The sequence below is a fragment of the Pseudoalteromonas sp. NSLLW218 genome, from assembly GCF_015864775.1.
In the GTDB taxonomy this organism is placed as follows: domain Bacteria; phylum Pseudomonadota; class Gammaproteobacteria; order Enterobacterales; family Alteromonadaceae; genus Pseudoalteromonas.
Genome location: NZ_JADYWO010000008.1, coordinates 82631 through 98444, shown reverse-complemented (window position 1 = coordinate 98444; position 15814 = coordinate 82631). Strand labels below are relative to the sequence as shown.

Annotated in this window: 15 protein-coding genes; 11 read left to right on the top strand and 4 right to left on the bottom strand. The window is 37.2% G+C overall.

Annotated features, from left to right (window positions below; translation table 11 throughout):
• Window position 1: 1 nt before the first annotated feature.
• A complete protein-coding gene (locus I6E80_RS13595) occupies window positions 2-1747 on the top strand; it encodes a DUF3466 family protein (RefSeq protein ID WP_024589193.1) in 1746 nt (581 codons plus the stop codon).
• Between the two features lie 120 nt (window positions 1748-1867).
• Here the strand turns inward: I6E80_RS13595 and I6E80_RS13590 are convergent, their stop codons facing one another.
• Window positions 1868-2374, bottom strand: a complete 507-nt coding sequence (locus I6E80_RS13590; protein ID WP_007586895.1) for a DUF2062 domain-containing protein — start codon at window positions 2372-2374, stop codon at window positions 1868-1870.
• On the opposite strand from I6E80_RS13590, the gene I6E80_RS13585 reads away from it, so the two are divergent.
• Genes I6E80_RS13585 through tcdA form a run of 7 tightly spaced genes read left to right on the top strand, consistent with a single transcriptional unit; the run spans window position 2354 to window position 9815 of the window.
• Entirely contained in the window at window positions 2354-4621 is a 2268-nt protein-coding gene (locus tag I6E80_RS13585; RefSeq protein ID WP_197185755.1) for a DNA internalization-related competence protein ComEC/Rec2, read from the top strand. The genes I6E80_RS13590 and I6E80_RS13585 overlap by 21 nt on opposite strands.
• 60 nt (window positions 4622-4681) lie before the next feature.
• A complete protein-coding gene (gene msbA, locus I6E80_RS13580; RefSeq protein ID WP_197185754.1) occupies window positions 4682-6427 on the top strand; it encodes a lipid A export permease/ATP-binding protein MsbA in 1746 nt (581 codons plus the stop codon).
• A complete protein-coding gene (gene lpxK / locus I6E80_RS13575; protein WP_197185753.1) occupies window positions 6424-7404 on the top strand; it encodes a tetraacyldisaccharide 4'-kinase in 981 nt (326 codons plus the stop codon). Before msbA ends, lpxK begins: the two co-directional genes overlap by 4 nt.
• Window positions 7394-7591, top strand: a complete 198-nt coding sequence (locus tag I6E80_RS13570; protein ID WP_024599582.1) for a Trm112 family protein — start codon at window positions 7394-7396, stop codon at window positions 7589-7591. The genes lpxK and I6E80_RS13570 overlap by 11 nt, the downstream gene beginning before the upstream one ends.
• A complete protein-coding gene (kdsB, locus tag I6E80_RS13565; RefSeq protein WP_076924588.1) occupies window positions 7579-8340 on the top strand; it encodes a 3-deoxy-manno-octulosonate cytidylyltransferase in 762 nt (253 codons plus the stop codon). Before I6E80_RS13570 ends, kdsB begins: the two co-directional genes overlap by 13 nt.
• Entirely contained in the window at window positions 8337-9017 is a 681-nt protein-coding gene (locus tag I6E80_RS13560) for a TIGR01621 family pseudouridine synthase (RefSeq protein WP_197185752.1), read from the top strand. Before kdsB ends, I6E80_RS13560 begins: the two co-directional genes overlap by 4 nt.
• On the top strand, window positions 9018-9815 hold the full coding sequence (gene tcdA, locus I6E80_RS13555) for a tRNA cyclic N6-threonylcarbamoyladenosine(37) synthase TcdA (protein WP_024599579.1): 798 nt from the start codon (window positions 9018-9020) through the stop codon (window positions 9813-9815).
• Window positions 9816-9821: 6 nt separating this feature from the next.
• Here tcdA and I6E80_RS13550 read toward each other — a convergent pair whose 3' ends face one another.
• The 3 genes from I6E80_RS13550 to I6E80_RS13540 all read right to left on the bottom strand — a co-directional run bounded on the left by I6E80_RS13550 (window position 9822) and on the right by I6E80_RS13540 (window position 12898).
• Entirely contained in the window at window positions 9822-10238 is a 417-nt protein-coding gene (locus tag I6E80_RS13550; protein ID WP_007586879.1) for a SufE family protein, read from the bottom strand.
• Between the two features lie 33 nt (window positions 10239-10271).
• Window positions 10272-11498: a SufS family cysteine desulfurase gene (locus tag I6E80_RS13545; protein ID WP_197185751.1), complete on the bottom strand. Its 1227-nt coding sequence runs from the start codon at window positions 11496-11498 to the stop codon at window positions 10272-10274.
• A 113-nt stretch (window positions 11499-11611) separates the two neighbouring features.
• Entirely contained in the window at window positions 11612-12898 is a 1287-nt protein-coding gene (locus tag I6E80_RS13540; protein ID WP_024594661.1) for a citrate synthase, read from the bottom strand.
• Window positions 12899-13317: 419 nt separating this feature from the next.
• On the opposite strand from I6E80_RS13540, the gene sdhC reads away from it, so the two are divergent.
• From sdhC to sdhA, 3 genes are read left to right on the top strand one after another with little or no spacing between them, the layout of a single operon-like run.
• A complete protein-coding gene (gene sdhC / locus I6E80_RS13535; protein WP_076914908.1) occupies window positions 13318-13695 on the top strand; it encodes a succinate dehydrogenase, cytochrome b556 subunit in 378 nt (125 codons plus the stop codon).
• Window positions 13686-14033: a succinate dehydrogenase, hydrophobic membrane anchor protein gene (sdhD, locus tag I6E80_RS13530; RefSeq protein WP_007586873.1), complete on the top strand. Its 348-nt coding sequence runs from the start codon at window positions 13686-13688 to the stop codon at window positions 14031-14033. Before sdhC ends, sdhD begins: the two co-directional genes overlap by 10 nt.
• Window positions 14034-15806 (top strand): succinate dehydrogenase flavoprotein subunit, encoded by a 1773-nt coding sequence (gene sdhA / locus I6E80_RS13525; protein ID WP_024594659.1) that lies wholly within the window; start codon window positions 14034-14036, stop codon window positions 15804-15806.
• The last annotated feature ends 8 nt before the right edge of the window (window positions 15807-15814 follow it).

Below are 15814 nucleotides of genomic sequence, written 5' to 3'. Positions count from 1 at the left end.
AATGAAATATAAATTACTCGCTGCCAGTATTTTAGCGACATTAAGCACTTCAGCAACAAGTGCTACGTACCAGTTAAGTGAATTAGGGACTCTTGAAGACGCTAAATATTCTTATGTAACAGATGTAAGCGAAAGCGGGCATATTATTGGTTTCGCAAATGGTTTATACAATTTACCTATTGATATCAGCTATATAGATTTTACTGAAAATATTATTGAAAATAGCTACGATAATACAGAGGCTGCATTTGATTTAAGTGATAAAGAGATTACCTTTACACTTGATGACATTGAAAATAATGATGCAGTACTTACTAATTCTGATGCACATACTTTCATGGTTAGTTTTTTATCTTCAATTTCTACAAATTTTGAATATCAAAAATTAAGCTCATTAGTTGGCATAAAGTACAATGACACACAAGTAACAGAGCAACCGTTATTTGATGTTGCATCTGTTGATTATGATGGCTTAACGCGTTCAACTATTAACCTTTTTAATGCTGTAAGTGAAGATGGCGTTACTGTTGGTTGGGGCGGTGCTCCTTACGATAAAGTATCTTTTACACCTGATGGTGAAGATGATGCAGAAACGTGGTTCACACATGAGTTTATAGAACGTGGGATTGTAATAAGTGCTGATGGCAGTATAAGTGTTGAGTTAGAGCCTGAGTTTAATGAATACGGTGGCACAAGCCGCGCTAACGATATTGTTAAAACAAATAGTGGTTACACTGTTGTAGGTAATATCTCTACAAGTATTCCTGATGACAGACAAGATAATATTGATGATAACTGTGATAATGAAGACGAACCAACGTCAGTGTGTATCAATTTATTAAATTCTAATATTTCACGAGGCTTATTTAATAAGCGTGCTGTTAAATGGGAACTTGATGAATCGTTAAATATTATTTCTGTTGAAGAGCTTGGTATGGCACTTACACCTGATGAAGGTGAAACGGAAGATGACGCATTTACGAGTACTGCTCTAGCAGTGAACAACAACGGTACAATTGTAGGTTCATCAAATACGCGTTATTACAAAAATGATGATACGATTCTTACAATGCCAGTCTATTTTAAAGACGGTGCAGTCACTGACTTTATTAATCAAGAAGATGACTGGCAGGCTGGTAAATCAATCGCTATTAATGATAATGATGTAATTACAGGTTATGCGACAAAGCGTATTGAAGGTACACTTCGTAATAAATTCTTCTATCATGACATCGAAACAGGTAATACAGTTTTTCCAACTGATTATTTTTCAAGCTCAAGTTCTTATGGCAACGATATAAATAATCAAGGTTATATTGTAGGCGAAGGGGAAGTGGGTGTATCTGATAGCTCACGACTTAAAGAAGCCTTTATTTACAAAATTGGTGAAGATAAAATCACTAATCTAAACGATTTACTGCCTTGTTATGATACTGATGGCGAAACTGATTATGCTTATTCTATGGTTGAAGCAACAGCTATCAATGAAAATAATGAAATATTTGGTACTGCGACTAAGACAGTTGAAAAACTTGATTCTTTAGGCGGTGTTGTAACTGATATCAATGGTGAAATTGAATATGAAAGTATTGCAGTTGCAGTTAAGTTAACGCCAATTGCAAATGGTGAAGTAGAAAACTGTGCTCCAGTAGAAGCAGAAGTCTATGAGCGTAACTCTGCTAGCTTTCCTTGGTATACATTATTGCTATTACCATTAGTTGGCTTAAGACGTATATTTCGCTTTTAAAGTTTACTAATATTGATTATAAAAAAACCAACTTAATAAAGTTGGTTTTTTTTCGTCTATAATATTTTATAAGATTAGGATTACCATGAATCTTATAGTTATTATTTAGCTTTAACGCTACTAATTATTTCGCGATAACCATGCCTTTTTAACAGAGCGGCGCCAAATAATATCAATACCAAAATAGCCGATAATTGATGCAATAGAAGCACATACTAACGAACCGAGTAAAAATGCAGGACCAATAGTTTCTATGCTCTCTAGAAACCAAGACCAACTAGCTTCGAATACAAAGTGTTGCTCAGGCTGATTAAGTATTAATGTACCCACTAAGTATGAGCCATAAAAAATAGGTGGCATAGTTAGAGGGTTTGTAAGCCATACTAATGCTACTGAGATAGGTAAATTAACTCTAAATAATATAGCGCCGGCTGCTGCTAAAACCATTTGAAAAGGAACAGGGATGAAAGCAAAAAATAACCCGACTGCAAATGCACCTCGAGCAGAACGTCTATTTAAATGCCAAAGATTTGCATCTTGTAAAAGGCGTCCAAATATTCTTAGTGATTTATGATGTCTAATTTTATTTGGATCAGGTAAAAATCTTTGGATCGTTTTTTTAGCCATTTAAAGCAACCATTTACATCAGTGTGGATAAGTCTTGGGTTTGTAATTGGCTGTATAGCAACCGTATTTTATTATCAAACTCTCGAATTTACAGTATTCACAATTTTCATTGTTATAGTGAGCGCTTATTTTAAGCCGTTTTTAAATGTATTGTTAGGCTTTATTTGTGCAATTTGCTTCGTTGGTCTGCATTTTTACGTTTTTTATAGTTTTGAAATACCAAAACCGGATGAAAAGTATGCACTTGATTCTACATTAATTGTTGAAGAGGTTATTTCTGACAAAAAACCTCAATATATTAAAGTTAAAATAGTGGCATTAGAAGGGAGTTATTTTTCAGGTTTTAGAGCACCCAAAGCAATGCTTAGTGTTAATTCTGCACAGCCTTTAATAGTAGGTGATGAATTTTCTGCTTTAATTCATTTAAAACATTTTCGTAGTAATAAAAATTTTAATGTATTTGATAATGAACGTTATGCTTTTATAAATAGAATATTATTTAAAGGTAAAGTGCTTAATAAAAATCTTAATATTATAAATAGCGACAAACAAAGCATAATTTTAGATTATCAACACTTCCTTAAAAACACTTATACGGATACAAAATTACAGTGGCTCTATTATGCATTGCTTAGCGGTGAAAAATCTTTGATGAGCTACGCTGACAAACAATTAATGCAATCTCTTGGGCTAAGTCATTTACTTGCTATATCGGGGTTACATATTGGTTTGATTTTTAGCTTCGGTTATCTATTTACTCGATTCATTTTTGCAAAAATTAATTCTTCGATTGGGCAATCATTCAACCTGACTCTTTATTACAGTTCATGCGGATTTTTAGTAGCCTTGGTTTATGTGTACTTAAGTGACTTTTTAGTATCGGCAACGCGAGCGCTTATCATGCTGGGTTGTTATTTATTATTGTATTTTCTTGCTAAGCAGCCGCTGCGTTGGCGGAGCATTTTATTTGCCTTGGTTATTGTTCTTATTGTTAACCCATTTAATTTACTCAATCCAGGTCTCTACTTTTCATTTTTAGCGGTTGCTATCATTTTTACAGTTATTAATAAATTACCAATATTAAACACTCGCATAAAAAACAAAGTTATTTCACTGTTTGTTATTCAAATAGCGTTATTTATTGGTCTATTGCCACTTTCACTCTATTTTTTTAATGGGGTAAGTATTGCGGGTTTGATAATAAACTTAATTGCTATACCGCTGCTTTCAATCATTATCTTACCCTTTTTAATTGTTTTTACATTACTGAGTATTTTCTTAGATATAAGTATTTTAATAAACCTGTTTGATACAGGCTTATATGCGCTATTTAAATTGCTTAATGAAATACCAGAATCGTTAAGGTGGATAACGACTGGCAGAATTGACTCAATATTTGTCGTTTTTACTTATATTATTATGTTGATGGTTTATTTTCTTCCTTATAAATGGCTCGCTTTTATTCCAGCAATAACGCTTTTATTAAATTATTGGTTAATAGAAAAGTCTAAGTGGCAACTACATGTATTTGATGTAGGGCATGGACTTATGGCATTAATTGAAAAAGATAATCAAGTGCTTATTTATGATTTTGGCCCCAGTTATTTCAATCGCTTTAGCCGTACGCGAAGTATTTTACTGCCTTATATTAAAGCAAATAATTTAACAGTGAAAACGGCGATTCTAAGTCATGAAGATAATGATCACGCTGGAGGATTACAACATTTCATAGATGCTGGCTTTGGTGAAACATTACAACAATTTCATCCTAAAAATACACATAATGTATGTGAAGTCATAAATATTGATTTTGCTGGATTAAAAGTACAAAGCTTTAGTACAAAAGGGTTTGGAAATGAAAATGATGATTCATGCGTTGTTAGGGTATCAGATAATACCTATAGCGTGTTACTTACCGGTGATATATCAAATGCGCGTGAAGCATCGCTATTAGCGGATAATAAATCATTGAAAAGTACAGTAATGTTAAGCCCGCATCATGGCAGCGATACATCCTCAAGTGTTAATTTTATTAATAACGTTGCCCCTAAAGTAGTTATTCATTCAAGTGCCTATAAAGGGCAATGGGAATTCCCTAAGCCTCTTGTCGTCGAACGTTATAACCAAATAAATGCTCAGCAATTTACGACAGGCGTTGAAGGGCAAATTAGTATTAAATTTTATGCAAAGAATTTGGCTATAGAAACAGCAAGAGGGCAGGAAAGTTACTGGTTTATCAAAGATTGACGTTTAGTTTTATCTCATCGGAGGATACAATACAGATTGTTACTGTATTTAGAGAGTGTTATGGATCAAAGTACTACACAAATTTATAAACGTCTTGTCTCATATGTTGGCACCTACAAAAGCGTCGCATTTGTCGCAATTATTGGGATGATAGGCTATTCAGCAATGGATGCTTTATTTATTCAATTAATGAAGCCGTTTATTGATCAAGGTTTGAACCAGCGTAATACAGAAGTTTTAAAGTACGCTCCTTTTGTCGTTATCGCGTTAGTTCTAGGGCGTGGTGTTTTTAACTTTATGTCTTCTTACTGCTTAAGTTATGTAGGCTCCCAAGTTGTACGTTCTTTACGCCAAGAGTTATTTGAGCACATATTGCACTTACCCGTTTCTTTTCATGACAAAAACTCAACGGGAGATTTAATTTCAAAAATCACATTTGATACAGAACAAGTTCAACAAGCGATTACTAAAGCCTTGCTAATAGTCGTACGTGAAGGGGCATTTGTTGTATTTTTACTTGCGGTAATGTTCTATACCAGTTGGCAACTATCACTGATATTTTTAGTGATCATCCCACTTGTTGCTATTATTGTCGCCGTCGTCTCTAAACGTTTTCGCCACATTTCTAAAAACATTCAATCTGCCATGGGGCAAGTTACCCGTAGCTCTGAGCAAATGCTGAGTGGGCATAAAGTTATTCATGGTTTTGGTGGTCAAGATCAAGAGATTAATCACTTCTCGAAAATTAATAATCATAATCGTCAGCAACGTATCAAAATGGACGCAACTAAAGCGCTTAGTGTGTCTATAATTCAAATTTTAGCGGCAAGTGCCATGGCAGTTATTTTGTGGGCAGTGTCGTTACCGTCAATGATTGATACGATTACATCTGGTGACTTCATGGCATTAATTGCTTCAATGATGATGTTACTGCGTCCACTAAAACAACTTGCCAATGTGAACAGTGATATGCAACGCGGTATCTCTGCAGCTCAAAGTATATTTTTAGTTTTAGACGAAGAAATGGAAAAAGATACAGGCACTGTTTCGGTTGATAAAGTTAAAGGTTTAATCGAAGTTAAGAACGTAACCTTTAAGTACCCAACGAAAGATGAAGCCGTATTAAACGATTTATCTTTAACAATTAAGGCGGGTGAAAGTATTGCTTTAGTTGGGCGCTCAGGCTCAGGTAAGTCAACAATTTCTAACTTGTTACCACGCTATTATGATTTAGAGCTACCGAGTGAAATATTACTTGATGGCATAGCACTGCAAGACTATAAATTAACTGATCTGCGTCGCCAATTTGCTTTAGTGTCTCAGCAAGTCGTGTTATTTAACGATACTATTGCCAACAATATTTGTTATGGCATAAAGCACGATGTGTCTATTGAAGAGTTAGAACAAGTTGCCAAACAAGCGCACGTGTGGGAATTTGTTAAAGACCTTCCAGAGCAATTAAACACCATGGTAGGCGAAAATGGGGTAATGCTCTCAGGTGGCCAACGCCAGCGAATAGCGATAGCGCGTGCAATATTAAAAGATGCACCTATTTTGATTTTAGATGAGGCAACGTCAGCACTTGATACCGAATCTGAAAAGCTTATTCAGCAAGCGTTAGAAACGCTAATGAAAGATAAAACCTCTATTGTTATAGCCCATCGCTTATCTACTATTGAAAACAGTGACCGAATTTATGTTATTGATAACGGTCGAGTGATAGAAAATGGCGATCATAGTAGCTTATTAGCAAATGACGGTACGTATTCAGCACTTTGTAAAATGCAGTTTGGTGATCAGGCGTGAGCAATATAGAGCAAAGCTGGTATAAACCATTTGGTCTAATTACTTTATTGTTATTACCATTAAGTGTTTTGTTTTGGTTTGTATCGTCATTTCGAAAGCTCTTGTATAGCGCTAAAATACTTAAACCTTTTGAGTGTAAAACGCCTGTTATTGTAGTCGGCAATATAAGTGTAGGCGGTAATGGTAAAACACCTTTTGTTTTGTGGTTGTATAAGCATTTGACCGAGCAAGGTTTATCAGTGGGTATTATTAGTAGAGGTTATGGTGGGCAATCAGATAATTACCCGCTGTTAGTCACTTCAGTTGTTGACGCCCAACAGGCTGGCGATGAGCCTGTGCTTTTATACCATCGTTTAAAGTGCCCAATAGCAGTTGGCCCTAATAGACAACACAATATCGATTTATTAGAAAAAAATTATACGCTAGATGTAATTATTTCTGATGATGGGATGCAGCATTATAAAATGCCTCGTAGCATTGAGTGTTGTATTGTTGATAGTGAACGCCGTTTTGGCAATGGCTTTGTTATGCCAGCAGGGCCACTTCGTGAAACAACTAAACGCTTACAAAGTGTTGATATAGTAATTGAAAATGGCGGTGAGGCTCATAATAGCTACATGCTGCAAGTAAGTAACCTTCGCTTAGTTGATTCAAGTGATGATGAAAAAAGCAACGTAAGCGAGGCACATGCAATAAGTGCAATTGGAAATCCTAAACGGTTTGAAAACTCATTAGAAGCACAAGGTATTAAGTTATTATCGACTCATCACTTTAGAGATCATTATGCTTATACCGCAGATGATTTTGCCCAGTTTGGCGATGATTGCATTATAATGACCGAAAAAGACGCGGTTAAATGTAAGTCTTTTGCAAAATCTAATTGGTATTATTTACCTGTAGATGCAGAGCCTTCCGATAGCGTAATAAACACATTAAATTTATTATTAAAAGAAAAAGGAATACTCAATGGCCTTTGATTCAAAACTACTCGAGATTATTGCGTGCCCAGTTTGTAAAGGTAAATTACGCTTTGATAGAGAAAACAACGAACTAATTAGTACGGCAGCTAAGCTTGCTTACCCCGTTCAAGACGATATTCCGGTATTGCTTGAAAACGAAGCACGTGAGTTATCTTTAGAAGAGGTTGAAAAGTGGAATTCGTAGTTGTAATTCCAGCTCGCTTTGCATCAACCCGACTACCGGGTAAACCGCTTGCTGATATTTGCGGTAAGCCAATGGTTCAACATGTTTACGAAAAAGCATGTTTATCAGGTGCAAGTAAAGTGGTTATAGCTACCGATCATCAAAAAGTGTTTGATGCAGTAAGTTTATTTACTAGTGATGTTGTAATGACTCGCGAAGATCACCAATCGGGTACTGAGCGTTTAGCCGAAGTGGTTGATTTACTTGATCTCGACAGCAATACAATTGTGGTGAATGTACAAGGCGATGAGCCATTACTTGCGCCAGAAAATGTATCCCAAGTTGCTGCACTATTAAGTGATTCAACAGCACCAATGGCAACGTTAAGTGTTGCTATTGAAGAGCGTAATGAAGTATTTAATCCTAATGCAGTTAAAGTGGTTAGCGATATAAATAAAAATGCGCTGTATTTTTCTCGTGCAAGTATTCCGTTTGATAGAAGCACAATGATGAATGACAGCAGTGCTCTTAATTTAGCGCCATTTCAGCGCCATGTAGGTATTTATGCGTACAGAGCGGGTTTTATTAAACAATATATAGAATTGAGCGTATCGCCACTTGAGTTACTTGAATCGCTTGAACAATTGCGTGTATTGTATCATGGTTATAAAATCAAAATAGAGCAAGCTCAAATAGCACCCCATGCTGGAGTTGATACGGCAGATGACTTAGCGAAGGTGATAGCGCATATTAAAAGTATAAGCGCGTGAGTGAACAAGTAAGTAAAATATTAAAAATTATTTTTACACATAACGATTTTTATATTTTAGAAAAACCTGCGGGTCTTAATTTTCATTCAGAAGATGGCCCCGGCTTTGTTGTGTTAGCCGAACAACAATTATCGCAAAAGCTTTATGCCGTTCATCGTTTAGATAAAGTGACATCAGGGCTTATTATTTTAGCTAGAAACAAAGCCGCTGCAGCTAATTTTACTGCGCTTTTTACTGAGCATGCGATTAATAAATTCTATTTAGCGATTAGTGATGCTAAACCAAAAAAGAAGCAAGGTTGGATTAAAGGCGATATGGCTAAATCTCGCCGTGGCTCGTTTAAGTTACTAACGAGTAAGCTTAACCCTGCAATTACTCGATTTTACTCTTTGAGCTATAAACCAGGATTTAGAGGGTATATTTTAAAACCTTACACTGGTAAAACACATCAACTAAGAGTGGCATTAAAAAGTATTGGCTCAGCTATTTTTGGTGATGCAATGTATGCAGGTACGCCATCAAATCGTACCTATTTACATGCATATGCCTTGAGTTTTGTATGGGATGGTGAACAAATAGAGTTTACTTTACTACCTGACTGCGGTGATGAGTATTTAGCGTTAATTAAACATCAAGATTTTCAAGCATGGCAGTCGCCATGGCAACTGGATTGGTAAATGAGCGAAAAAGTTACAGATATACGTTTTGGCGGAATTAAGCGTTTATATGGTCATCAACAATTTGATTGGCTTCAAGAAGCACACTTTTGTGTAGTAGGTATTGGTGGTGTAGGGAGCTGGGCGGCTGAAGCACTTGCACGTACTGGTGTTGGTAAAATAACATTGATTGATTTGGATGATATTTGCGCCACTAACGTAAATAGGCAGATTCATGCATTAACGGGAACTATTGGTCAAGCTAAAGTAGAGGCAATGAAAGCGCGCTGTGAGCTTATTAATCCAGAGTGCCAAATTAATGTGATAGATGATTTTATTACACTTGAAAATATCCAAGAGCATATTCAAGATTTTGATTATGTGATTGATTGTATTGATGCAGTTAAAGAAAAGGCAGCATTAATAGCGCATTGCAAACGTAATAAACTCCCTATAATTACAACCGGTGGCGCTGGCGGGCAAACAGATCCTAGTCAAATAACCTTTGGTGATGTAGCTAAAACTACACAAGACCCATTACTTGCAAAAGTACGTTATATCTTGCGTAAGCAGTATAATTTTAGTAATAATCCTAAACGTAAGTTTAATATTGATTGTGTCTACTCAACAGAACAACTGGTTTACCCAGGAAGCGATGGCAGTGTATGTCATGCAAAGCAAAGTGCTGATGGCTCGATGAATATGGATTGTAATAATGGTTTTGGATCTGTGACTATGATCACAGGAAGCTTCGGCTTTTTTGTTGCGGCAAAAGCGGTGCGTAAATATCTAGATAAAAAACAACGCTCACAAGCTTAGTTTTCGTTAACTAAGCTTTTGTTGTGCCATGGTTTGTATTTTATCAACCATAGCTTTAATACCATTACCACGTGATGCGCTTAAGTGGCTTATAAGGCCGAGTTTTTCAAATTCTTCATACGCATTTTTATTCACTACTTGCTCTGGTGTGAGGCCATTGTAAAGCGCTAAAATAATGGCTAATAATCCTTTTACTATACGTGTATCCGAGTCACCAATTACAACAAGTGTATTTTCTGTTAAATCAAATTCAACAAACATCCATACTTTGCTTTCACAGCCAGGTACAAGTGCATCATCGGTTTTCAAAACATCAGCTAAAACAGGTAAAGTTTTTCCTAAAAGCATTATCTCACGATATTTTTGCTGCCAAGCGGGTGCATTTTTTATAGATTCAGTGACTTTGTTAAACGTATTTGTCATGAGTTATCCTAATTAATTCTATTAAAGTGACGTTTAGTCCAGTAAAGCGATACACTTTTTGAGTGAATCAATGAATATATCTACATCTTCATAGGTATTATAAAAACAAAAGCTCGCTCTTAGCGTTCCATTAAGCCCTAAATGTGTCATTAATGGCTGTGTACAATGGTGTCCACTCCTCACTGCAACCCCGTACCCGTCAAGTAAAGTTGCCAAATCATAAGGATGTTCATCATTTAAATTGAAACAGACTGTACCAATATTGTCATATAGGTTGCTATATATTGTAATACCATCGATCTTTACCAATTCTTGAGCTGCATAGCTAAACAATTTTTGCTCATACTGCTGAATTTTTGCGTGATCTAACTCATTTAAATAGTCTAATGCGGCACCAAAGCCTAAAACTCCAGAGATATTTGGTGTTCCAGTTTCAAATTTTGCAGGCGCAGGACGATAAGTACTGTGAGTTAAGTACACTTTATCGATCATTTCCCCACCTGATTGGTAAATATCAAGGGTATTTAATTGCTCATATCGACCATAAAGCACACCTAATCCTGTTGGGCCGAGCATTTTATGGCTTGAGCAGACATAAAAGTCACAGTCTAATTCACGTAAATCGGGTTTTAAATGCAGTGCACCTTGTGCTCCATCGACTAATACAAGAGAATTGACGTCTTTTGCAGCTCTAATTAGTGGTTTTAAATCGGTAATATTACCCAGTGTGTTAGATGCTTGTGTAATAGCTAATAGGGCAGGCTTAGTTTTTTTTATATATTCACAGCATTCTTTGGTGTTCAGCGTGCCATTTTTATTAAGTGGAAGTGCTATTAATTTAGCACCCGTTTGTTGACTTACTATTTGCCAAGGCACTATGTTTGCATGATGCTCAAGCGGAGATATCATGATGGTGTGACTTTCATTGAAGCGTTTTTTTAATCCGTTAGCGACCAAATTAATGGCTTCTGTAGCGCCTTTAGTCCATACAATCTCTTTACTAAACACATTAAAATACTGTGCAGTTTTATCCCGTACTTTTTCGTATGAATAAGTGGCTTGCTCGCTAAGTGTATGGCGTCCACGGTGTACATTAGCGTTTTGAAACGTATAGAATTCAGTAATTGTATCTATAACTGATTGAGGCTTTTGTGAAGTTGCTGCTGAGTCTAAATAAACAAGCGGGCAGCCGTTTATTGTTTGATTTAATGTTGGGAAGTCGTTTCTAATTTTATTTATATCAAACTTTAAATCAAGCATGGCTCATCTACATAGTGTTTTAAGGCAGGAATTGTAATCGGTTTATGATAATTCTCAAGTGTTGTTAATAAAAAAGGCCGCAAAATGCGGCCTTTTTAAACTAACCAGCGTAATTAACGCTTGTCAGTTGATACGTAGTCACGTTGAGTGTAACCAGTATAAAGTTGACGAGGACGGCTGATCTTATGACCAGGCTGAGATAGCATCTCATCCCAGTGAGTGATCCAACCAACAGTACGTGCCATTGCAAAGATTACAGTGAACATGCTTGTTGGAATACCAATCGCTTTTAAGATAATACCAGAGTAGAAATCTACATTAGGGTATAGTTTTTTCTCTACAAAGTACGGGTCTTCAAGCGCTATTTGCTCAAGCTTCATAGCAATATCAAGAAGTGGATCTTGGATATTCAGCTCAGCTAAAACTTCGTGACACGTTTGACGCATTACTGTAGCGCGTGGGTCAAAGTTTTTGTAAACACGGTGTCCAAAGCCCATAAGGCGGAACGGGTCAGCTTTATCTTTAGCTTTAGCTACGTATTCATCAATACGGTCAACTGAGCCAATCTCTTCTAACATGTTTAAACATGCTTCATTAGCGCCGCCGTGAGCAGGTCCCCATAAAGATGCAATACCAGCTGCAATACATGCATACGGGTTAGCACCAGATGAACCAGCAAGACGAACTGTTGAAGTTGATGCATTTTGTTCATGATCTGCATGAAGCATAAAGATTTTATCCATTGCTTTTGCAGTTACAGGATTAACTTTATATTCTTCAGCAGGTACAGAGAACATCATGTGTAAGAAGTTTTCTGCGTAGCTTAAATCGTTACGTGGGTATACAAACGGTTGGCCGATATTTGTTTTATAAGCCATTGCCGCGATTGTTGGTAACTTAGCAACAAGCTTAATTGCGCTTGTTTTACGTTGTTCAGCATCAGTAATATCAAGGTCTTCATGATAGAAAGATGATAATGCACCCACTACACCACAAAGCATTGCCATTGGGTGAGCGTCAAAGCGGAAACCTTGGAAAAAGTTAGCAATCTTCTCGTCAAGCATAGTGCTTGTAGTGATTTCATTCTTAAAAACTTCATATTGTTCTTTAGAAGGTAACTCACCATTTAAAAGTAAGTAACAAAGTTCAATGTAATTTGAGTCTTCAGCTAATTGCTCAATTGGGTAACCACGGTGAAGTAGTACACCTTTACCACCATCAATATAGGTGATTGCAGATTCACAAGAACCAGTCGACATGAAACCTGGGTCATAAGTAAAGTGACCGTGTGAACCTAACGTACGTACGTCGATTACATCTTGGCCAGCAGTGCCTTGATAAATTGGAAGTTCGATTGGATCTAGTCCATCAATTTGGACTGTGGCTTTTTTATCTGCCATCGTTATGTATCTCCTATTAAGATATCTATTCTGATTTTTAGATTTTAAAGTTCTGAAATCTGTTTTAAGCACATCTTCTCATTTTAACGTGAAAGAGGGGGTTAAAGTCAATTTTTATAAACATTATGCATATATGTATAATAAATATTCGGTATTAATTAAATATAATACTATTGGCTAATTCGCAAACATCTCTAAATAAACAAGAATTGTAAAAAGCCCTGTGGGTATATATACTAACGGTGGTTTTAAACCGTATTGTATTTGGGTAAACATATTCTTAACAGCTTAAAATTTACAGGTTTGTGAACTTTAATTGTTTTGGTACGTTTATTTTGATAGTTCCATCAGTAATATTTGGTGGGTTTTTAGAAAAACAAGTAGATGAGCTCCACTGTGAGCAAGATGGGCAAGTAACTGTGAAAAAGCAAAGACCTGTAAATCTAGATCTAACAACTATATCTATGCCGGCAACGGCTAAAGCTTCAATTTTTCACCGCGTCACCGGTGTTGCATTATTTTTTGCTTTAACGTTTGTCATTTGGGCTTGGTCTGAGTCTCTCTCTTCAGCTGAAAGTTTTGAATTCGTCAAGGGTCTGTTTAACGGATTCATTGCCAAATTTATAGCTTGGGGCACTGTTTCTGTATTAGGTTATCACCTTATTGGTGGTATCCGTCATATGATTATGGATATGGGACATTGGGAAGAACTTGAATCAGGTAATCTCAGCGCTAAAGTTTCAATGGCTCTTGGTGTTGTGTTTGCCGTATTGGCAGGGGTGTGGATATGGTTTTAAATCAAGCAACTCTAAAACGTGATGGTGTACAAGATTTCGTATCTTTACGTACCACGGCATTAATAATCAGCGCTTACGCGATTTTTATTATCGGCTATTTTTTAGCGACGCCAGAAGTCACTTTCGAAGCCTGGACAGGCCTCTTCTCTAACCTAGCAATGAAAGGGTTTACGTTAATTACCCTTGTTTGCATTATGGTTCATACCCGCATTGGCCTTTGGCAAGTTCTTACAGACTATGTTAAGTGCGCAAAGCTTCGTGCAGTTTTAGGTTTTGTATTAAACCTAATGGCCGTTGCTTACGTAGCTATTGGTCTAATCGTATTATGGGGTGTTTAAGTGAAATATTCTGTTCGTGAATTTGACGCCGTAGTAATTGGTGCAGGTGGTGCAGGTATGCGCGCTGCTTTAGCAATTACAGAATCTGGCAAAACGTGTGCATTAATATCTAAAGTATTTCCAACGCGCTCACACACTGTATCTGCTCAAGGCGGTATTACGGTTGCGCTTGGTAATTCACACGAAGATAACTGGGAATGGCATATGTACGATACCGTTAAAGGTTCCGATTTCATCGGTGACCAAGACGCTATTGAATACATGTGTCAAACTGGCCCAGAAGCTATTACTGAATTAGAAAATATGGGTTTACCATTTTCTCGTTTTGAAAATGGCCGTGTTTACCAACGTCCTTTCGGTGGTCAATCGAAAAACTTTGGTGGTGAACAAGCCGCACGTACTGCAGCAGCTGCTGACCGTACGGGCCATGCTTTATTACACCTTCTTTATCAACAAAACGTTAAAAACAAAACAAATGTATTCTCTGAATGGTATGCACTTGATTTAGTTAAAAACGATAATGGTGATGTAGTAGGGTGTACTGCAATTGAGATTGAGACAGGTGAAGTTACCTTCTTCAAATCTAAAGCTGTTGTATTAGCTACTGGTGGTGCAGGTCGTATATTCGCATCAACCACTAACGCTCACATTAACACTGGTGACGGTGTTGGTATGGCAACACGTGCTGGTATTTCTATGCAAGACATGGAAATGTGGCAGTTCCACCCAACGGGTATCGCAGGTGCTGGTACGCTAGTAACTGAAGGTTGTCGTGGTGAAGGCGGTTATCTTTTAAATAAAGATGGCGAGCGCTTCATGGAACGTTACGCTCCAAACGCAAAAGACTTAGCGTCTCGCGACGTTGTTGCACGTTCAATGATGACTGAAATCCGTGAAGGTCGTGGCTGTGATGGTCCTTGGGGTCCACATCTTAAGTTAAAACTTGACCACTTAGGTGAAGAAACACTTAACTTACGTCTTCCTGGCGTATGTGACCTTGCTAAAACATTTGCTCACGTTGACCCTGCAAAAGAGCCAATTCCAGTAATTCCAACTTGTCATTATATGATGGGTGGTGTTCCTACTAATGTAAATGGACAAGCGCTACAAATCGATGCTCAAGGCAACGAAACAGTAGTTCAAGGTTTATTTGCAGTAGGTGAGATTGCCTGTGTATCTGTACATGGTGCAAACCGCTTAGGTGGTAACTCATTACTAGATTTAGTTGTGTTTGGTCGTGCTGCGGGTAACTTCTTAGGTAAGTACCTAAATGACGTTGAAATATCTAAAGCTGCTTCAGAATCAGATTTAGAAGCGTCTCTTGCACGTTACAATCGTTGGGAAAATTCAACGGCTGGCCAAGGTGAAGATCCAGTTCAAATTAAAAAAGACCTACAACAATGTATGCAGCTTAACTTCTCGGTATTCCGCGAAGGTGACTCAATGGCTGCAGGTCTTCAAGAACTTAAAGAAATTCGCGAACGTCTGCAACATGCTCGTCTTGATGATAAATCATCAGACTTCAACACGCAGCGTATCGAATGTCTTGAACTAGACAACTTGATGGAAACAGCTTACTCAACTGCAGTAGCTGCAAACTTCCGTACAGAAAGCCGTGGTGCACATTCTCGCTTTGACTTCCCAGATCGTGATGACGAAAACTGGTTATGTCACTCAGTATTCAATCCTGTAACGGATGAAATGAGTAAGCGTGACGTGAACTATGCGCCTAAAACGCGTGAAGCTTTCCCACCTAAAGCACGTGTTTACTAGGAGATAGA